This window comes from Polaribacter butkevichii (assembly GCF_038024105.1).
Lineage (GTDB): Bacteria > Bacteroidota > Bacteroidia > Flavobacteriales > Flavobacteriaceae > Polaribacter > Polaribacter butkevichii.
Genome location: NZ_CP150661.1, coordinates 659,921 through 678,989, shown reverse-complemented (window position 1 = coordinate 678,989; position 19,069 = coordinate 659,921). Strand labels below are relative to the sequence as shown.

Sequence of the window (19,069 nt, the reverse complement as noted above, 5' to 3'; positions counted from 1 at the left end):
AAAACATCGAATACAAGAAATTATCCTAATGAAATACATCACAGGATAAAACATACTATTGTTAAAAAAATCAGATTAAATAAGTCTCGTCTAGCTTAAAGAGTTCTTTGTCTATGAGAGGTGATCGATATTCTTCGTATGAAGATACATTATTTTCTAAACCTTCAAAAAGGTTGATATACGTGTAAACAAATGAAGCTATAAAAAGTTGTTGTTCAAAAGAAATAGTATCTACTTGTAGTTGTAATTCGTCTTGACCATCTACAACTATTTGTTCATCATTACAGCAATCTTTTTTTGTAATTGAACAATCTTTGGTGGCAGGTTTTTGCATTTCCATGCCGCAACCTTCTGCTTTATGAAACATAGCAGTTTCTACTAAAGTTTCTCCACAATAATGCATGCTCACAGTAAAAGACATTGTAGAGAATAACACTACAATTGCCATAACAAAAGACATTATTTTATGGGATACTTGTTTCATAATTAAATACAAATTTAAGAATTATTTCTAAGAAGTATTTAAAATTGTGTTAATTAAATATCTTTTTTAAATTTAAGATACTAAAATTAAATTTTAGATTAATGGTAAGTCTCTCTAATATTGGTTCTATTAACAAAAAACAATTATTTTTTTTGATTCAAAATAACATACATTTGTTATCGTAATTAATGATTTAAAAAGTGATTTCGGAAATTAAAAAATATGTTTTTAAAAAAGGATTACCTCATGAATTTGAGCTTGTAAACTTAGCAGAATTATATACCAATTATTTTGATGATTTAACGATACCACACAGAGCAGATTTTTATCAAATTATATGGTTTAAAAAAGGAAGCCCTACACATATCGTAGATTTTAATCCTATTAAAATACAACCAAATTCTATCTTATTCGTTGATAAAAACAGCGTGCAATGTTTTGATGCTTCAGAGCCTATAGAAGGCATTGCGCTTTTATTTACAGATAACTTTTTTTGTAAAACGGATTATGATACTAAGTTTTTAAGAAGTAGTATGCTTTTTAATGATTTATACACCATTTCTACCATTGAAGTACATGATTTAACGCCTATTTTTACTAGTTTTTTTAACTTAATAGAAACAGAATTAACAACCAATTCAGATAATTATCAATCGGATATTCTTAGAAATTATCTTCAAAATTTGTTGCTTTTATCAGAAAGAGAACGACAAAATCAAAATAGCACACAAATTAATAAAGGAACAGATTTAGAATGCGTTATTAACTTTAGAGACTTGCTAGATAAACATTTTAAAGAACAAAAATCGGTTAGCAAATATGCACTTCAATTAAATGTTACTCAAAAGCGTTTAAGTAGTGCAACTTTAAAAATAATGGCAATTACACCAAAACAAATGATAGATGCCAGAATCTTATTAGAAGCCAAACGATTGCTTATACATACCACTGATAGTGTAAAAGAAATAGGATATACACTGGGTTTTGAGGAACCTACTAATTTTGTAAAATTTTTTAAAAAACATCAAACCATTACGCCTAAAGAGTTTAGAAATCGATTTTAATTTTCTTTTTATATAACGGCCAAAAATTACCATTTATAGCTGCTTTTTTATCATAAAATATTTATTGTGTTGCTGCAAATTTGCGGCATGTTACAATCACAATTATTGATAAAAATTAAAAGAAATGAAATTGTTAATTGATGTATTAGGATGGTCTGGATCGGGCTTTTTAATTCTTGCTTACGGGTTAACACTCGTAGAAAACAATAAATATGTAAATTATTCTAAATATTTAAATTTATTTGGAGCCCTTTTAATAGCTATTAATTGTTATTATTATAATGCCATACCGTCTTTTGTATCTAATTTAATATGGAGTGTAATGGCAACGTTTACTTTATACAGAACCAAAAGAAAAGAACGTGTTTTTAATCATCATAAAGTAATTACAAAGCGTTTTTTTAGATACTAAAATAGCACGCAATTAAATATTAAAAAGACAACCATTTGGTTGTCTTTTTTTTTGTTTTAAATAGTAGGTGCGCTATTGTTAACTTAAATTATTTAATGTTAAAAACAAGTTTAGCATCGTTTTTGATTAACTACAATCAAAATAATAAGAATGAAAAAATTAACACTACTCGTTTTACTGTGTTTGGGAATTGTACATACTCATAATGCGCAAGAAACACCTTTAAAAAAGGTAGCCTCAAAGCATTTTAAAAACCTTTATAAGATTAATGATGGTTTGTACCGAGCAGAACAACCCAGTAAAAAAGGGTTTAAAGAAATAGAATTGATGGGAGTAAAGACGGTGCTTAATTTAAGACGTCTTAGAAATAATACCAAAAAAGCAGCAGATTTTAATTTTAATTTGGTGCATCATTCTATTAAAACTAAACAGTTAAATGAAGAAGATATTTTAAATGCACTACGTGTGATAAAAAATGCTAAACAACCTGTTTTAGTACATTGCTGGCATGGATCTGATAGAACAGGAACAATTATTGCGGCTTACAGAATGGTGATGGATAACTGGTCTAAAGAGCAAGCAATTAAAGAGTTTCTAATAGATGATTTAGGATATCATAAGCATAGATATCCCAATTTATTGGTCTTATTAAGAAATTTAGACATCCAAAAAATGAAAAAGAAGTTAGCAATTACCTAGCAAACAGCACTTATAACTGAGCAATCTGTTCTAAAAAAAAACACCCAAGCATTATAACGAATTATAACACTTGGGTATTCTTAACTAGTGAAAATAATTATTTTTTAGCGGCATTTTTAAATTTGTAAGTAATACCAAAGTTAATACCAAAAGAAGAATAAGGTACTTTTTGTGATAATTCTGTTGAATGAGATGAATCCCCTGCCTCAATTGCCTGTTCTTGGGCTTGTGCTTCTGCAGGCGATATTTTATCTACATATGTTGTTGATAAGAAAACATTATTTTCATTATTAGTAGTCGGTTTTGGTAAGTTGTCTAAAGTGTATAAACCACTTTTAGCAACTGTACCATCAGGTAAAACAATATCTGTATTAAATTCTGTAATTTCAGAATCTTTACGTTTTAAACTGATGCCATAATATTCTGCTTCTACAAAAAGGTTAAGGTTGTTTGTTAAATTTATTTCGTACCCCAAAGCAGCCACAACACCTAATGGAAAATGACCGTGGTAATCTTCTACATAATTGGTTTCAGAATAAGACCCTCTAGGTAATCCTTGACCATCAGCTTGTGCATCACTAAAAACTGATTTACTATACACAACAGCTTCTGTTTTTCCCCCAACTTTTACCAAAGCACCTAAACGTCCGTAAAAATTATCTGTAAACTTATATACCATAGAAGTTGCTGCACCAAAAGCACGTGCTCTTGCAATGGCATCAATACTTGTATTTGGGATATTAACTTCAGAAACGGTTTTGTCCGCACCTCTTAAATACCCAAGGGCTAAGTCTATTCCAAATTTATTGGTAAAATAATAGGTTCCTCTTACTTGAAAATTTAAACCTTCACCATAACTTCCGTAGGTATTTTCGATTCCTGACGTATTAATTTTTTCTCCTAGTTTCATTCCGGCACTGCTCATAGAATATCCAGTACTTGCAGAAATTTGAAACTGACCATAAGTAATTGTGCTAATTAAAATAGCAGCTAAAACTGTAATTAATTGTTTCATAATAAATTGTTTTTAAATGATTTGTATTATAAAAAAAAATGAACGCTAAAAACATACTACTATTACATCCGTTTGTTAAGGGGACAGCAGTATTTAGTAGTGCCACAAATTTAAATCGACGGCAAATATACTTTTTTAATAAGATTGATTACGTATATTAAAGGTAAAGATTTTGAACTACATGAACTCCTTTTTTTTTGAAAAAAAATATTAAAAATGATGCCAATAAAAAGTGGATAAAAATTTAAAAATACCCCTTGTAGTTTTTTATTTTAAAATTAGTTTTCCTAATTTGTTATTACCAGATAACCACGCAATATTTCTATCTACAAACTGAATGGAATAATAGGCTTCTTTGCTAACATTTACCCAAGTTAAACCGCCATTATTAGAATATGAAATTCCGGTTTTACCCACAGCAAAAACCTCTTTACCATTGGTGTTGGGTACATATTGTACACAGCTTTTGTAATTAGGGGTTTGGTTATCTGCAACTAAAGTCCAAGTAAGGCCACCATCTTTTGTAATCGCTTTGTTTGCCTTGTTCTCTAGCGGTTTTGAGTAATCTCCACCAATGGCTATTCCGTTTTTATTATCAACAAAATCAATAGAATAGATTCCTTGTGGCCCAGAACCTTGCACAATTGGTGTCTCAATAACTTGCCAAGTATCCCCAAAATTATCAGATTTTAAAATACGTGCTTTATTTCCTCCAGAAGCAATCCAAACCGAACTTCCTATAGTTTTAATATTGGTATTACTGGCGGCAAAAAAAGCTTCACCTTCATCAAAAACGGGTAATTTAGAACACGGAATTTTGTGCCAAGTATTTCCTCCATCCGAAGTTAAAAGAATAGAAGCACAATTCTCTGTAGGATCTCCCACTGCAATTCCGTGTAAATTGTCATCAAAAAACTGTAAGGCATCATAAAATACTTTTTCGTGATTTTCGGTATATTGTAAGGTAGCTTTTCCATCAAATATGCGATATAATAAGGCAGGATTTGCAATACTTAAAGCAAAAACGGCTTTTCCGTTAGAAGCGATACTTCTAAAATTTGGGCGAATAGAATCTTGATACTTAATATCTAATACCATTGGTTTTAATTTAGAAGTTTCCACATCCGAAAAGTAACCGATGGTACCATTAGAACCTGCATACATTACTTCAAATTCATTTATAGCATAAATTGCACGAATGCTAACACTATCTATTGGATACTCTTTTACGTTAATTGTATTGATTTCTCTAGGTTGATAATCTTCTTTACAAGAGATTAAAAATAGGAAAGCAAAAATAAATATGATTATTCTCTTCATTTTTGATACTTTTATAGGACTAAATTAAACAAATCATTTTTAGATAATGAAAAAAGCGTTGGTAATTTCTGGAGGAGGGAGTAAAGGAGCATTTGCAGGTGGAGTTGCGCAATACTTAATGAAAAAAGAAAATAAAGATTATGATTTGTTTATAGGTACCTCTACAGGTAGTTTAATGGTGTCTCACTTGGCTTTAGGGAGATTAGATGATTTAAAAGAATTATATACCAATGTAAATCAGAAAACTATTTTTAGTAATAATCCTTTTCAAATTAAAAAAGTAGCCGGAGAAAAAGTAATTAGCATTCGCCACTTAAATACTTTTTGGAATTTTTTAAATGGAAGAAAAACCTTTGGGGAAAGTAAAAATCTACGTACTTTAATTAGAAAGAAGATTACCCGTGAAATGTATGAAGAAATTAGAAAAAACAATAAAGAGGTTGTGGTTACTGTTTCTAATTTAACGGCAAATCAAATTGAGTATAAATCTATAAACGAATGTACTTATGATGATTTTTGCGATTGGATTTGGGGTTCTTGTAACTATGTGCCTTTTATGAGTTTGTTAGAAAAAAACAATTGTCAATATGCAGATGGTGGTTTTGGGTCTTTAGTACCTATTAGAGAAGCAATTTTACGCGGAGCAACAGAAATTGATGCCATTATTTTAGAAACAGAAGTAACGCAGTTTAATAGATTACCAGCAACCAATCCTTTTTCTTTATTGTTTGATGTGTTCGATTTTATGTTAACCCATGTAGAACGTCATAATATTACTATTGGTAAATTGGCGGCAACCAATAAAGATATTAAACTAAACCTATATTATACACCCACTGTTTTAACGACTAATTCTTTAGTTTTTGATGAAACTTTAATGCGTAAATGGTGGAAATCTGGTTATAAATATGCAAAATCTAAACAAGAAGAATTAATGAGTGAGTTTAGACCAGATGTTTTAACAGATCAAGAAATAGATGTAGAAGTTGATGAAAATTTATCATAAGAGATCGATTTGAATTAGATTACTGTGTGAGTACGAGCGGGACGCTCGCGCTAGCAGAATAAAACAATTTCAAGACATTCCTCCTTTGCTGGCGCGAGCGTCTCGCTCGTGCAATATCCACATAAAAAAATAGCGTAAACAACATACAAATGAGCAGGAAATATAAATTTAGAGAAAAATCTGGAGCTTATTTTATTAGTTTTGCTACCATAAACTGGATAGATGTATTTACAAGAGACGCTTATTTTTGGTGTATTATAGAGTCTTTAGATTATTGTAGAAAGCATAAAGGAATGGAAATCTATGGATATTGTATTATGCCAAGTCATATTCATTTAATTTTTCGTTCTGCATTAAATAATCCTTCGGGATTAATTCGAGATTTTAAAGGGTTTACTTCAAAAAAAATGTTGAAAGCAATTGAAGAGAATCCACAAGAAAGTAGAAAAAAATGGATGCTTTGGATGTTTGAGCGAGCAGGAAAAAAGAATAGTAATATTACCCATAAACAGTTTTGGCAACAACATAATCATCCTATTGAGATTTGGTCACTAAAAGTATTTGAACAAAAACTAAAATACATACATCATAATCCTGTAGAAACCGGATTTGTAACTGATCCTATAGATTGGAAATATAGTAGTGCTAGAAATTATGGGAATGACGATTCAACAATTTTAGAGATTGATTTGAATTAGATTACTGTGTAAGCACGAGCGAGACGCTCGCGCTAGCGATAATAAACTTTAATCAAAATTTTTAATAAAATAACCACTCTAAAATCGCAGGAAGCTCACGTTAGTCGAATAAATTATCTTTTTAATAAATAATCTCCGCTAGCGTGAGCGTCCCGCTCGTGCAATATCCACATAAATAAATAGCATAAACAACATACAAATGATTAGAAAATATAAATTTGAAGAAAAATCTGGCGCTTATTTAATTGGTTTTATTATAATAAATTGGATAGACGTATTAGACTGGAAATGAAATAGCGTAAGAAATTACGGTAATAACTATTCAACAATTTTAGAGATTGATTTGAATTAGATTACTGCGTAAGCACGAGCGAGACCCTCGCGCTAGCGATAACAAACTTTAATCAAAATTTTTAATAAAATAACCACTCTAAAATCGCAGGAAGCTCGCGTTAGTTGAACAAATTATCTTTTCAATAAATAATCTCCGCTAGCGTGAGCGTCCCGCTCGTGCAATATCCATATAAATAAATAGCATAAACAACATACAAATGATTAGAAAATATAAATTTGAAGAAAAATCTGGCGCTTATTTAATTGGTTTTATTATAATAAATTGGATAGACGTATTAGACTAGAAATGAAATAGCGTAAGAAATTACGGTAATAATTATTCAACAATTTTAGAGATTGATTTGAATTAGATTACTGCGTAAGCACGAGCGAGACCCTCGCGCTAGCAGACGCGTTAGCTTATAAAAAATAACAACTATAAAGATAAACTTATTAGCATAAAAAAATCCAGTTTAAAACTGGATTTTTTTTTATAGGTATCATTTTAATTACTTTAAATCTACATACATTTCGTTTGCAAAAGGTTTTTGTAACTTAGAATTAGTAAGTTGTTCTTTTTTAATAGAAATAACAGATTTACCAGTAGATTTAGATCCTGAAACAATATAATTAATTGTTCTTTCTAATAAAGGTTCTGTAACATCACCTAAAACACCTAAGTTAACGTTACCAGAAATTTGCCCAAAATCTTCTGCAAGTTCAACCTCTGGGGTATATCCGTTAGGATTATTTTCTCCATTTGCATTTTTTATTTCTAATACAATCGGTTGCATAGCGTAGGTATGATTGGTGTTTAAGTCTGCACCATTTCTTCTATAATCTTCAGAATCATATAAAGTAATAGAACCTACTTGTTTTCCTACGGTTTGTGTACCTACTAAATTTACATCAATATAAGCACTTAAGGCATTTATAACCAATTCAGACGCAGAAGCTGTATCTTCTGTAACAATAAAATAAACGGTAGAAAGCCCCAAACTATTAATAGGTTCGTCTAAAATAACATTACCATTTTGATCTGTATTTGTAATATTGTCTGTAAAGTAATTTAAAAAATCACTAGCATTATTGTTTTCCATTACTTTCTCATTCCATACTTGTTGAGAATAAACGGCTGTATTAGGCTCTGTAGCAATCATACTACCTAAATAAGTGGCTGTTTGTACAGAACCACCACCATTGTAACGTAAATCTATAATTAATTCGTTAATGGCTTCTGCTTTAAAATTTGCAAAAGCAGCATTTAATTGTCCGTCAAAAGAACTTGCAAATTGATTGTACAATAAGTATCCAATTTTTTTACCACCTTCTGTAAACGTTTTGGTAAGTGCTATTGGGTTTTCTTGTAATTGAGATTTAGATAAGGTAATAGAAGTTCCGTTTGATGTAGGATTTCCACCGTTAAAATCGGCTAAATTAATGGTGTAATCTGTATTTGCACCAAATAATAAATCCATATAATTAGTAACTGTAATTTGAGATCCACCAACACTATTAAAAACCATGCCTCTTAAAACACCTTGTGTTTCTGCATCAGAACCAGGCACTACATATCTTACCACACCATAAACATTGGTAGCACTTCCGTTTTCAAAAAATAGCGAAAAATCCATTCCGTTGCTTTCTGTAATTCCCTGAAAAGCATTTTCTAGAGCAACATAATCATCAACAATCCAAGAAAAACGATCTGATGGTCTGTTTAATAAATTTTCGAATAAGTCTTCTGGTGATGAAAAACCTTTTAAGTACTCATTTAATTCATTTTGATTGTTAAAACGAAAATCAGCCAAATCTGGTTTATCACTTTGCCATAAATAAAATGCATTTAAACCTCGCCAAACAAAGTCTTGTACTTCTATATCTTTAGGTATGTTATCTTCTGTCTTAGAGCAATTGTAAAAAAGCGCAGAAATTATAAAAACGACTAGTATTCTAGGGAGAAATGTTAACTTCATATATTTTTTATTTATAAAAGAGAACGCAATATAAACAGAAATAGTATTATTATTAAAATATGTTGTAACAAAATAAATGTTGTATCGTCTTAATTATGTAAACCCGATAATAAAGATCTGTTTGCAACAAAAAAATCAACCAAACCAAATGAAACAGTCAGACTTTTTAAAAGTTGTTTTACCGTTTAAAGACAAGGTCTTTCGTTTAGCAAAAAGACTTTTAGTTTCTACAGAAGAAGCTGAAGATGCTACGCAAGAGTTGTTATTTAAATTGTGGAAAAGTAAAGAGAAGATTGCTGATTATAAAAATGTTGAAGCATTTGCAATGACCATGACTAAAAATTATTGTTATGATCGTTTAAAATCGAAGCAGGCAAGTAATTTAACATTAATACACAGTAATTATAAAGAAAAAGATACGTCTTTAGATAAACAAGTAGAACATCGAGACAGTGTAAACCAAGTACACCAATTGATAGAAAACTTGCCAGAGCAACAAAAAATTATTATTCAGTTAAGAGATATTGAACAATATGATTTTGATGAAATCTGTAAAATGGTAGATATGAAACCAACAGCAGTTAGAGTGGCCTTATCTAGAGCAAGAAAAACAATAAGAGAACAATTAATTAAAAAACATAACTATGGAGTTAGCTAACATAGAAAAATTAGTAGAAAAATACGAAAACGCGGAAACGTCTTTGCAAGAAGAAACAACCTTAAGAAACTATTTTACAGGAGGTAATGTTGCACCACACTTGCAAGAATATGAGTTCATGTTTAATTATTTTGCTATTAGCAAAGAAGAAACTTTTACAAAAACCATTCAGTTAGAACCTAAGAAATCTAAAAAGAGAAACTTAAAATGGTTATCTGTAGCAGCATCAGTAGTCTTATTATTTAGTGTATTTATTGGTAAAAATGAATACGATAGATACCAAGCAAAAAAACAATTCGATCAAATAAGTAAAGGGTTAAGACTTTTATCTGCAAACCTTAAAAAAGGAGAAAAAGCCGTTGCCACCTTATATACTTATGAGAACACCGTAAACAAGATCTTAAAATAAACCAAGTAGATAATAGTAAAATTAAGTAAACACAGAAATTATGAAAAAAATAGCAATATTAATAGCGTTAGTAGTTGCACCAATGGTAACCAGCGCACAGTCCTTTTTTGATTCTTTAGAAGATATGGACGGCATAGATATGGTAGTTGTTACCAAAGATGCTTTTGAGTTAATCTCTAAATTTAAAAATGTACAAGTAGATGATAATGAAGGTATGAAGGTCTTTCAGATGATTCAAGATTTAAAAGAATTTAAAATGTTTTCTACCAAAGATGTTGGTATCGCAAACAAAATGGAAGTAATGGCAAATACAGCCATTAAAAAACAAAATTTAACACAATTAATGAGAATTAAAGATGATAGTTCTCGTGTAAAAATTTATGTAAAATCAACCAAAAATAAAGACTTTGTAAGTGAGGTTTTAATGTTTATTAAGGGGATTGATAAAAAAACAAAAGGAAATGCAGAAGCTGTTGTGGTTTCTTTAACGGGTAACATCGATATTAACAAAATGTCTGAATTGGCCGATACTTTTTCTAAAGGAAGCAACAAGTAAAGAGATGTCTGTTCGAGCGTAGTCGAGAACTTATGACTGCGCTCAAGGAGACGACAATTTAATTTTTATCACCCCAAACTATACTATTATGAAAAACATCACCAAAATATTTTCTCTTTTATTGCTTGTTTTAATGATAACATCGTGTAAAAACGAAAAATCATTACAAGGATACTTAGTAGAAAGTCAAGAAAAAACTGGTTTTATTACTGTTGATATTCCTACTAGTTTTTTACAATTAAAGTCAGAGGCTGTTTCTGAAGAGGTAAAAGAAACGCTAAAAAGTATTCGAAAAATAAACGTGGTTGCATTGCCAATTAAAGGAAATGAACCAACGTATGAAATTGAAAAAACAACATTAAAAAGTATTTTTAAAGACAACAAAGAGTATAAATCTTTAATGTCTATGAAAACAAAAGGAATGCATGTAAACTTGTATTATACCGGAAATACAGATTCTATAGACGAAGTGATTGCTTTTGGTTATGGAGACGAAGTTGGAGTAGGTGTTGCTCGTTTATTAGGCGACCACATGAATCCTACTAAGATTATAGCAATGATGAATAATATTAAATTTAATAAAGACAATTTAGATTTAGAAAAATTCAGCGCTATTTTTAAAGGAAAATAATTTTTTTAATAGTTAATTTTAAGCTGTAATCTCTTATGAGGTTACAGCTTTTTTTTGCAATCTTAATAGAGTGTTTCGTTTTTAAATCATTAAAAAGCTTTTAAAAAAATGAATACTACTTGCCAATTGTTATTTCAATAAAAGGAGAAATCTCCGAATAAAGAAAACCAATGTATAGGTAACTTTATGTGATTTCTTTCTACCTTCTAAATGATAAAATTGCATATTTTCTATGTTGTATATTTATAATAAGCAGCTATTCTTTTTTACTAAAAACGGCTATTGTAACTGTCAACTATTTTTAACTGCTCATTAACAGCTACATTGTTAATATTTCTTATTTTTGGAACTTATGAAAATGCAATATATGATGATTAAAAAAGTGCTGTTTTTTGTTTTCCTTTTGATGAGTTTGGTTAGTTTTTCTCAAACTTATGATACCTACAAACCCGAAAGAGAAAAAATTAACGATCTGGTTCACACAAAATTAAAAGTCGATTTTAATTTTAAGGAAAAACAATTAAACGGAGAAGCTTGGGTTACCTTAAAACCTCATTTTTATGCAACTAGCAAACTTACGTTAGATGCCAAAGCAATGCTAATACATCAGGTTTCTTTAAATAATCAGAAATTAGAGTATCATTACGATGATTTGCAAATGATAATCGATTTACCAAAAACCTATAAAAAAGACGAAGAATACACCATTTATATAAAATATACTGCTCGTCCGGAAAAAGTGCAACAAAAAGGAAGTGCTGCTATTACCGATGCAAAAGGCTTGTATTTTATAAATGCTGATGGTTTAGACAAAAATAAACCTACTCAAATCTGGACACAAGGAGAAACGGAAGCAAGTAGCTGTTGGTTTCCAACAATAGACAGTCCGAATCAGAAAACGACGCAAGAAATTTATATGACCGTTCCAGATAAGTTTGTAACACTTTCTAACGGAAAATTAGTAAGTCAGACTAAAAACGGAACCAATAGAACCGATTATTGGAAAATGGATCAAAAACATGCGCCCTATTTATTCTTTATGGGGGTAGGAGCATACGAAGTTATAAAAGATTCTTACAAAAATATTCCTGTAAACTATTATGTAGAAAAGGAATACGCACCATATGCTAAAGATATTTTTGGTTTAACACCAGAAATGATGGGGTTCTTTTCTGAGAAATTAGGGGTTGAATATCCTTGGAACAAGTATAGCCAGATTGTGGGTAGAGATTACGTTTCTGGGGCAATGGAAAACACAACTGCAGTAATTCATGGCGAACAAGCGTACCAAACACCAGGACAATTAATTGATGAAAATGCACAAGAAAACACCATTGCACACGAACTTTTCCATCACTGGTTTGGCGATTTAGTAACGTCTGAAAGTTGGTCTAATTTAACGCTAAACGAATCTTTTGCCAATTATAGCGAGTATTTATGGAGAGAATATAAATACGGTAAATTAGATGCAGATATGCATTTATTTGAAGATAGTCAGGCATATTTAGATGGGCAAAATAACGACAAACATTTGGTACGTTTTAACTATGTAGATAAAGAAGATATGTTCGATTTAGTTAGCTATAACAAAGGTGGAGCAATATTACACATGTTACGAAAGTACCTAGGTGACGATGCTTTTTTCTTAGGCTTAAAAACCTATTTAACAGAAAATAAATACCAAGCTGCAGAGGTACATCAATTACGTTTAGTATTTGAAAAAATTACGGGTAAAGATTTAAATTGGTTTTTTAACCAATGGTATTTTGGAGCAGGACATCCAAGAATAGAAGTTTCTTATGATTATAACACCATTCAGAAAACGGTAACAATAAACTTACAACAACTAAATGCAAATGAGTTTAAGTTTCCTTTTGCCATTGATATTTTTGAAGGTGGTAAAAAAACAAGACACAACGTTTTTGTAGATAATAACGATGCTTCTTTTACCTTTCCATACACCAAACAGCCAACGTTAATTCAGGTGAATGCAGACGGTGTTTTATTATGTGAAATTACCGAAACTAAAATATTGAGTGATTATATTTTTCAGTTAAAACATGCAGAAAACTATGCACATAGAAGAGAAGCATTGTTAGAAGTAGCCAAAAAACAAGAAGAAAAAGATGCCTTTAACGCTGTAGAAGCAGCAATGAGTGATGCTTCTTATAAAATTAGAATATTAGCTTTAGAAAAAATAGATTTAATTAATAAGTTTTCTAAAAAAGATGCCATTGCCAAAATAATGCAGATTGCTAATAATGATAAGAAAACATTGGTACAAGCAACGGCTATAGAAACGTTAGGTAAATTAACAGACCCAGCGTTAAAATCTATTTTTGTAAAAGGATTAGAAAGCAAATCATACTCTGTAATTGGTAAAGCTTTAGTAGCTATGTATTATGTAGATAAACCTTTGGCAATAGCCAAATCTAGAGAATTACCAGATGAAATTAGAAAAATTTTAGCAACGCCTTTAACACGTATTTACATAGAAGAAAACGACGAAAAAGAATTGCCTTTTATTGCAAAAAACGTGTTGTCTGGTATGTTTTTAACGGGTGATGATGCTACCAAAAGTTTGTATCAAAAAGCTTTTACAAGAATCTCAGAGAATAATAATTCTGAAGCAATACAGAATATTGTAGACGATATGGTGGTAAAAGGAAACCAATACAAATCGTTTAATTTTGATAAAGTAGTCATTAATTTAATGAGAAAAATGATACAAGATCAAGAAGCTAAAAACACTCCAAATAAAATTAGAAATACAGAAATTATTAAAGAAGGTATGGCTAAGTTATTGTAAGAACTTATAGTTTAAGTAACCTTAGTTAAAGAACAACACCCTAGTTTATTACAATACGTTGTGGTAATCTAGGGTGTTCTGTTTTACAGCAATTATAATATCGGTTTTGTAGGTCTTTTTTTCTATTTATTTAATGTTTTTGTTTCGGCTTTAGGCAGTGTAAAATAAAAAGTAGTTCCTTTAGTAATCTCACTTTCTACCCAAACTTTTCCTTTATAAAAATGAATTACTTTCTTAACAATAGAAAGTCCAATTCCAGATTTTGTTTCACTGTCATCAATACTTTGAAAAAGCTCAAATATTTTTTTGAAGTATTTTTCTTCAATTCCTTTTCCGTTATCTTTTACATAAAATTCCCAAAATTCTAAGGTTTCTTTTACACCAACTTCTATTTGTCCTGTTTCATTGGTAATGCTTTTAATGGCATTCTGAATTAGGTTTTGAAACACTTGAAGAATTCGATGTTTATTACCTTTGATAACAGGAAGGTTGGCATCTATTTTAATTTGAATAGATTTAGGTACAAGAATTAATTTTACAATTTCGTTGACTAAATCGTAGGTGTTAATGTCGTATTCAGCCATTTTATCATCGTCTATACTTGAGTAACTTAAAATTCCGGTAATTAAAGATTCCATTTTTTCTAGATTTTCTAGAATTAATTGGCAATACATTTTACTTTCATCAGTTAAAGAATTCTCTGGTTCTTCTTCAACCCAATTTAATAAGGTATAAATGCTTCGTAAAGGCGCTTTTAAATCGTGAGAAACAATATGTGCATAGTTGTTTAACTCGCTATTTTTGTGCTCTAAATTGGTTAAAAGTTCTTCTCTTGCTTTGTTGGCTTTTAAAATATCTTCCGATTGTTTTTCTATGTATTTTACTAAATTGATAGATTCATTAATTTCAGAAATATTTTCTACAGAATCAATTTTTAAAACTTTTGCAATATAATCGAGGCTTTTAATTACTTTTTTAAGGTTTCTAGTTTCTCTTTGTGCGTCTTTACGTTCTGTAATATCACTAACAGCACCAATTACATTGATAATTTCATTTTCTTTATTCAACAATAAAGAAACATTTAAATCTCCCCAAATAACGGTTTTATCCTTACGTATATATCTTTTTTCTATATTATAAGAGTCAATTTTTCTTTGAATTAGTTTCTGAAATTGAGTCATGTCTTTTTCTAAATCATCTGGATGTGTAAAATCGGCAAATGTCAATGCGGTCAATTCTTTTTCAGAATATCCCAAAATATCATTTAATTTTTTATTTGAAAATACTGGTTTTCCTTTTAAATCTAGAAGTGTAATACCAATACCTGCGTTGTTAAATATCGAATAAAACTTATTTTCAGTTAATTTTAATTCTTCTAATTTAATTCTTAAAGTATCTTGTAACTTATTTTTTAGGGTTTCTAATTGGCTATTTTGATCTTGTAATGTTTTATTTTGAAGATGTACTTTGTGATTAAAATATTGAATTCCCAATAAAATCAAGAAAATTAAAATGGTAATAATTATAAAAGAAGCCCATTCATATATGGCGTAAATAGACTGAGATTGGTATACTTTTTTTAGATCTATTTTATGAATAAGAACAAATGTTTTTTGGTCTTTGTAATGACTATTTTTAATGCTTTTACTATTTATAGTTACTTTTTTATAGAGATAAATATTGTTTTTAAAAGCGTAATCTCCAGTGGGGTTTTGCTCTATTTTTTTCCATAGTTCTGGGTGTGTATGGTACAATGCCAAACTATCTGAATTAGAGGTAATGTGTTTAAAATTTTTATGTGCATCTTCAGATATTAAACTAAATCCTTCTGCTGTTCTTAATTCAAAGTTGGCATATTTAAGTTTACTCTGTCTAGCCAATCTATCAAAAAGATTATCCATAAAATAATTGATAATGAGTACGCCACTCCAATTGTTAGTAGGGGTGTATACTTTTTTAGCAACTCTAAGCACAGGATTATAAGGAATTTCAATTTTCCCATGCTCCATATTCAAATCAATATTAGAAAAATAAATATCGTCTTTTTGTAATTTCTTAGCATTTTTAAAATAGTAACGATTGCTTTTATTCTGAAGTTTATCAAACTCTGTAACTTTTGCTGCATTAATACTATCAAAATCTACACGAATAATTTCATGCCCTAGGGTATCTATAAATCTTACTTGATCGTATGTAGTTTGTAAATTTGCTAAATGAAGAAAAAAGTCTTTTAGTTTATCCTGATTCGGTTTTATGTCTTTTGCAAAATCCTTTTGATATTCCCAATTAATAATATCAAGATCCATTGCAAGATTTTTATACATATCATTAATTAAAATTCCTTTAGAATTTAAATCATTGGCAGCTCCATTTTTTATAATTTCTAGTTGATTTTTAGTAATAATCGTATAATAATTATGGATAACTAAATAGGTAATTATAGTTAGTGGGATGAAAAAAAGGAGTAGCTTTTTAATATTTATAAATTTCATTCTTACTATTTTACGGAAATACAAAAGTTTTGAGTTTTCTAAAAAGCCGAATTTACTTTAAAAGAATGTGAATTTAGCTAAATTTATAAATTATTAAAATTTTAAATCGATTGTAAAAATATTAAAAAGTTATGTAATTATTAGCCGTTTTTGTTGATGTTTTTACTGTAAATAGCTAAATATAACATCTAAAATATCATTTTTAATTTTGATGTATAAAAACCTAAAACAATAGAATTCATTAGTTTAGAAATTCAGTAAAGGTTTTTGCTTTTAGAATTACAAAATTAATGAAAGTAGAAGTGGAGAAGTTGTTGTAATTTTCCGTTTTTAAAAAAGACAATGCTTTATATAATCACCATTATTTTATTACTCTTTATTTTATACTTAAGTTTTAGGTTTAAGAAAAAAAGAAAAACAACATCACTAGAAAACGTTACAATTCCTACACATTGGCATGCAATACTTTTAGAAAATGTGTTGTTCTATAAAAATTTAACCACCAATGAGCAACAAGATTTTTGTGTTAAAATGTTCCGTTTTTTAGAAGTAACAAACATAGAAGCTGTTCATTTTAAGCTAGAAGAATTAGATTGTTTGTTAATTGCGGCAAGTGCCATAATACCTGTATTTCGATTTAAAAATTGGCAGTACACCAACTTAACTACGGTTTTAATTTATCCTGATTATTTTGATGAAGATTTACAATTTAGTGATAAAACTGCCGATAGAAATATAGGTGGTTTGGTAGGAACAGGAAGATTCGATAACCAAATGATTTTATCTAGAAAAGCCTTGCATCTTGGGTTTACTAATAAAACGGACAAAGGAAACACTGCTATTCACGAGTTTATTCATCTTTTAGACAAAGCAGATGGCGTTATAGATGGCATTCCTGCTGTTTTGTTAGACAAACAATATACCATTCCGTTTTTACAATTGGTACATAAAGAAATGGAAGCGATAAATAATGATAAATCAGATATTAGAAATTACGGTGGTACTTCTGAAATTGAATTTTTAGCTGTGGCAGGAGAATATTTTTTTGAAAGACCAAAGTTGATGAAAAGAAAACATCCAGCATTGTATAAAATGCTAGATGCTTGTTTTATGAAATCCTAAGGTTGTAAAATAGGGGGAGTTGCTCCTTTATTTTTTCATCACAAATTGATTTGTAATATTTTCTACATCGTTAGCCGTAACTTTTTTGGCAGATTTTTTTATCTTATTAATAAACACTTTTACTTCTTCTGGGGTTCCAGGACCGCCTAAATTCTGACCATTAGCATCATAAGAATTGGTAATTACCTTTAAATCGGCATCTAAAATCACCCAAAAAGGCAAACCTGCTGTATCTCCTTTATATTGTTTTAATAAAGCTGTAGAACCAGGGTTTTCCAAATGTTCTTTTCCTTTAGTTTCTTTTACAACAACGGGAACCATTACATAATTGTCTTCAAAAAACTTTTTAGTATTGGCCGCTTTCATGTCTTTGGTCATTTTACGACACCAACCACACCAAGAGGCTTCAAATTTTATAAAGATAGCTTTTCCTTCTTTTTTAGCGATTGCTTGTGCATTTTTTAATAAAACATCGGTACTTTCTTGTGCAGATGTTTGTAAACTAAAAGCGAATACTGTGGTGATAAAAAGTGTAATCAATTTAATTTTCATAAATAGTTTTTTAAGTGATTTTTAAATATATATAATTAAGACAGCTTTTTTAAAGCTACTCTAATTTCTAGTGGTTCAGAACGTGTTCTGTAATCTTTAAATTATTCGTTTAAATCTGTAAATGTTAAGCTTGTTCTGTCTAACACTTCAACTTTAGAAATGGCTTCCATAAATGTAGTGTAATTTACAAGTACAGAACTCTTTTTAGGAAGCGATTTTAAGGGTTCTTTTAAAGCAAACAACGCAATGGTATACGTATGTTTTCCTGGACCACGAGAACAAGGTGAGGTGTAAGAAATTGCGGTTCCGTCTTTATTTGCGCCCATTGCCCAATTTGGGTTGTTGGCCATTTTGTAAGGAATCGAAGTTACAGACGGATCAATGTTCCATAAAAGTAAATACGAGTTTACTTCTTCTTTATTATTTTTTTTAGGATAATGATACATTACCACCGCTAAAGATTTGGTGCCTTCTGGTACATTGGCCCAAGATAAAGGGATGGAATTTTCTACATCTTTTACTTTTTCTTCGCACTTGTAAGCGGCTAACAATTCGCCATTTACAATAGCTTTACTGTTTACTATAAAGTCTGCGTTTATGGTTTTAAAATCGTCGTAATTTTTATAGGAGGAAGTCTGTTTTTTACAAGATTGCATAGTAATAATGGCTATTGCAATTATAAATAGGATACTTTTTTTTGATGCCATTTTAATTTGTCTTATTAAAGTGATAAAATCCGTGAGGTACTATAAAACTGTGGTGCTAGCTAGTTGCCCGTAAGCATAAACGAATTTAAGGTTTTTCTGTTAAAAAAAGATAAGAATTCACAGTCT

The 19,069-nt window shown here is 29.8% G+C and carries 18 protein-coding genes; 11 read left to right on the top strand and 7 right to left on the bottom strand.

What is annotated here, in order from left to right; translation table 11 throughout:
- Positions 1 to 70: 70 nt before the first annotated feature.
- Complete coding sequence (locus WG951_RS02500; RefSeq protein ID WP_245893493.1) at positions 71 to 484, bottom strand: HYC_CC_PP family protein; 414 nt, start codon at positions 482 to 484, stop codon at positions 71 to 73.
- 200 nt (positions 485 to 684) lie between these two features.
- On the opposite strand from WG951_RS02500, the gene WG951_RS02495 reads away from it, so the two are divergent.
- The 3 genes from WG951_RS02495 to WG951_RS02485 all read left to right on the top strand — a co-directional run bounded on the left by WG951_RS02495 (position 685) and on the right by WG951_RS02485 (position 2,659).
- Complete coding sequence (locus tag WG951_RS02495; RefSeq protein WP_105048634.1) at positions 685 to 1,548, top strand: helix-turn-helix domain-containing protein; 864 nt, start codon at positions 685 to 687, stop codon at positions 1,546 to 1,548.
- A gap of 124 nt (positions 1,549 to 1,672) precedes the next feature.
- Positions 1,673 to 1,960 carry a CBU_0592 family membrane protein gene (locus WG951_RS02490; RefSeq protein WP_105048633.1) on the top strand — a complete coding sequence of 96 codons (288 nt, stop codon included), beginning with the start codon at positions 1,673 to 1,675 and terminating at the stop codon, positions 1,958 to 1,960.
- A gap of 150 nt (positions 1,961 to 2,110) precedes the next feature.
- The gene (locus WG951_RS02485) at positions 2,111 to 2,659 is read left to right on the top strand and encodes a dual specificity protein phosphatase family protein (RefSeq protein WP_105048632.1); all 549 of its coding nucleotides are present in this window, start codon (positions 2,111 to 2,113) and stop codon (positions 2,657 to 2,659) included.
- A gap of 97 nt (positions 2,660 to 2,756) precedes the next feature.
- Here the strand turns inward: WG951_RS02485 and WG951_RS02480 are convergent, their stop codons facing one another.
- On the bottom strand, positions 2,757 to 3,674 hold the full coding sequence (locus tag WG951_RS02480; RefSeq protein ID WP_105048631.1) for an outer membrane beta-barrel protein: 918 nt from the start codon (positions 3,672 to 3,674) through the stop codon (positions 2,757 to 2,759).
- A 267-nt stretch (positions 3,675 to 3,941) separates the two neighbouring features.
- Positions 3,942 to 4,994 (bottom strand): WD40/YVTN/BNR-like repeat-containing protein, encoded by a 1,053-nt coding sequence (locus WG951_RS02475; protein ID WP_105048630.1) that lies wholly within the window; start codon positions 4,992 to 4,994, stop codon positions 3,942 to 3,944.
- A gap of 46 nt (positions 4,995 to 5,040) precedes the next feature.
- Here WG951_RS02475 and WG951_RS02470 point away from each other — a divergent pair, with 46 nt between their 5' ends.
- A complete protein-coding gene (locus WG951_RS02470; protein ID WP_105048629.1) occupies positions 5,041 to 6,000 on the top strand; it encodes a patatin-like phospholipase family protein in 960 nt (319 codons plus the stop codon).
- A 149-nt stretch (positions 6,001 to 6,149) separates the two neighbouring features.
- The gene (locus WG951_RS02465; RefSeq protein WP_105048628.1) at positions 6,150 to 6,698 is read left to right on the top strand and encodes an REP-associated tyrosine transposase; all 549 of its coding nucleotides are present in this window, start codon (positions 6,150 to 6,152) and stop codon (positions 6,696 to 6,698) included.
- Between the two features lie 842 nt (positions 6,699 to 7,540).
- On the opposite strand, the gene WG951_RS02460 is transcribed toward WG951_RS02465, so the two are convergent.
- Positions 7,541 to 9,007, bottom strand: a complete 1,467-nt coding sequence (locus WG951_RS02460) for a S41 family peptidase (RefSeq protein WP_105048627.1) — start codon at positions 9,005 to 9,007, stop codon at positions 7,541 to 7,543.
- 148 nt (positions 9,008 to 9,155) lie between these two features.
- Between WG951_RS02460 and WG951_RS02455 the strand changes: the two genes are divergently transcribed.
- The 5 genes from WG951_RS02455 (at position 9,156) to WG951_RS02435 (ending at position 14,070) form a co-directional block, all read left to right on the top strand.
- Complete coding sequence (locus WG951_RS02455) at positions 9,156 to 9,665, top strand: RNA polymerase sigma factor (RefSeq protein ID WP_105048626.1); 510 nt, start codon at positions 9,156 to 9,158, stop codon at positions 9,663 to 9,665.
- A complete protein-coding gene (locus WG951_RS02450; RefSeq protein WP_105048625.1) occupies positions 9,652 to 10,074 on the top strand; it encodes a hypothetical protein in 423 nt (140 codons plus the stop codon). The genes WG951_RS02455 and WG951_RS02450 overlap by 14 nt, the downstream gene beginning before the upstream one ends.
- A 40-nt stretch (positions 10,075 to 10,114) precedes the next feature.
- On the top strand, positions 10,115 to 10,630 hold the full coding sequence (locus WG951_RS02445; protein WP_105048624.1) for a DUF4252 domain-containing protein: 516 nt from the start codon (positions 10,115 to 10,117) through the stop codon (positions 10,628 to 10,630).
- 88 nt (positions 10,631 to 10,718) lie between these two features.
- Positions 10,719 to 11,261 (top strand): DUF4252 domain-containing protein, encoded by a 543-nt coding sequence (locus tag WG951_RS02440; protein ID WP_105048623.1) that lies wholly within the window; start codon positions 10,719 to 10,721, stop codon positions 11,259 to 11,261.
- 367 nt (positions 11,262 to 11,628) lie between these two features.
- A complete protein-coding gene (locus tag WG951_RS02435; RefSeq protein WP_105048622.1) occupies positions 11,629 to 14,070 on the top strand; it encodes a M1 family metallopeptidase in 2,442 nt (813 codons plus the stop codon).
- A gap of 122 nt (positions 14,071 to 14,192) precedes the next feature.
- Here the strand turns inward: WG951_RS02435 and WG951_RS02430 are convergent, their stop codons facing one another.
- Complete coding sequence (locus WG951_RS02430; RefSeq protein ID WP_105048621.1) at positions 14,193 to 16,562, bottom strand: ATP-binding protein; 2,370 nt, start codon at positions 16,560 to 16,562, stop codon at positions 14,193 to 14,195.
- A gap of 342 nt (positions 16,563 to 16,904) precedes the next feature.
- Between WG951_RS02430 and WG951_RS02425 the strand changes: the two genes are divergently transcribed.
- Positions 16,905 to 17,684: a zinc-dependent peptidase gene (locus WG951_RS02425; RefSeq protein WP_105048620.1), complete on the top strand. Its 780-nt coding sequence runs from the start codon at positions 16,905 to 16,907 to the stop codon at positions 17,682 to 17,684.
- A 27-nt stretch (positions 17,685 to 17,711) separates the two neighbouring features.
- Here the strand turns inward: WG951_RS02425 and WG951_RS02420 are convergent, their stop codons facing one another.
- Together WG951_RS02420 and WG951_RS02415 are read right to left on the bottom strand one after the other, a co-directional pair.
- On the bottom strand, positions 17,712 to 18,236 hold the full coding sequence (locus WG951_RS02420) for a thioredoxin family protein (protein WP_105048619.1): 525 nt from the start codon (positions 18,234 to 18,236) through the stop codon (positions 17,712 to 17,714).
- Positions 18,237 to 18,337: 101 nt separating this feature from the next.
- A complete protein-coding gene (locus WG951_RS02415) occupies positions 18,338 to 18,943 on the bottom strand; it encodes a YbhB/YbcL family Raf kinase inhibitor-like protein (protein WP_105048618.1) in 606 nt (201 codons plus the stop codon).
- Positions 18,944 to 19,069 lie beyond the last annotated feature (126 nt).

What these genes read in the sequence shown, in the direction of transcription:
- WG951_RS02500 (WP_245893493.1), bottom strand. Translation starts at nt 484, where the DNA reads ATGAAACAAGTATCCCATAAAATAATGTCTTTTGTTATGGCAATTGTA.
- WG951_RS02490 (WP_105048633.1), top strand. Translation starts at nt 1,673, where the DNA reads ATGAAATTGTTAATTGATGTATTAGGATGGTCTGGATCGGGCTTTTTA.
- WG951_RS02485 (WP_105048632.1), top strand. Translation starts at nt 2,111, where the DNA reads ATGAAAAAATTAACACTACTCGTTTTACTGTGTTTGGGAATTGTACAT.
- WG951_RS02480 (WP_105048631.1), bottom strand. Translation starts at nt 3,674, where the DNA reads ATGAAACAATTAATTACAGTTTTAGCTGCTATTTTAATTAGCACAATT.
- WG951_RS02475 (WP_105048630.1), bottom strand. Translation starts at nt 4,994, where the DNA reads ATGAAGAGAATAATCATATTTATTTTTGCTTTCCTATTTTTAATCTCT.
- WG951_RS02470 (WP_105048629.1), top strand. Translation starts at nt 5,041, where the DNA reads ATGAAAAAAGCGTTGGTAATTTCTGGAGGAGGGAGTAAAGGAGCATTT.
- WG951_RS02465 (WP_105048628.1), top strand. Translation starts at nt 6,150, where the DNA reads ATGAGCAGGAAATATAAATTTAGAGAAAAATCTGGAGCTTATTTTATT.
- WG951_RS02460 (WP_105048627.1), bottom strand. Translation starts at nt 9,007, where the DNA reads ATGAAGTTAACATTTCTCCCTAGAATACTAGTCGTTTTTATAATTTCT.
- WG951_RS02455 (WP_105048626.1), top strand. Translation starts at nt 9,156, where the DNA reads ATGAAACAGTCAGACTTTTTAAAAGTTGTTTTACCGTTTAAAGACAAG.
- WG951_RS02450 (WP_105048625.1), top strand. Translation starts at nt 9,652, where the DNA reads ATGGAGTTAGCTAACATAGAAAAATTAGTAGAAAAATACGAAAACGCG.
- WG951_RS02445 (WP_105048624.1), top strand. Translation starts at nt 10,115, where the DNA reads ATGAAAAAAATAGCAATATTAATAGCGTTAGTAGTTGCACCAATGGTA.
- WG951_RS02440 (WP_105048623.1), top strand. Translation starts at nt 10,719, where the DNA reads ATGAAAAACATCACCAAAATATTTTCTCTTTTATTGCTTGTTTTAATG.
- WG951_RS02435 (WP_105048622.1), top strand. Translation starts at nt 11,629, where the DNA reads ATGATGATTAAAAAAGTGCTGTTTTTTGTTTTCCTTTTGATGAGTTTG.
- WG951_RS02430 (WP_105048621.1), bottom strand. Translation starts at nt 16,562, where the DNA reads ATGAAATTTATAAATATTAAAAAGCTACTCCTTTTTTTCATCCCACTA.
- WG951_RS02425 (WP_105048620.1), top strand. Translation starts at nt 16,905, where the DNA reads ATGCTTTATATAATCACCATTATTTTATTACTCTTTATTTTATACTTA.
- WG951_RS02420 (WP_105048619.1), bottom strand. Translation starts at nt 18,236, where the DNA reads ATGAAAATTAAATTGATTACACTTTTTATCACCACAGTATTCGCTTTT.
- WG951_RS02415 (WP_105048618.1), bottom strand. Translation starts at nt 18,943, where the DNA reads ATGGCATCAAAAAAAAGTATCCTATTTATAATTGCAATAGCCATTATT.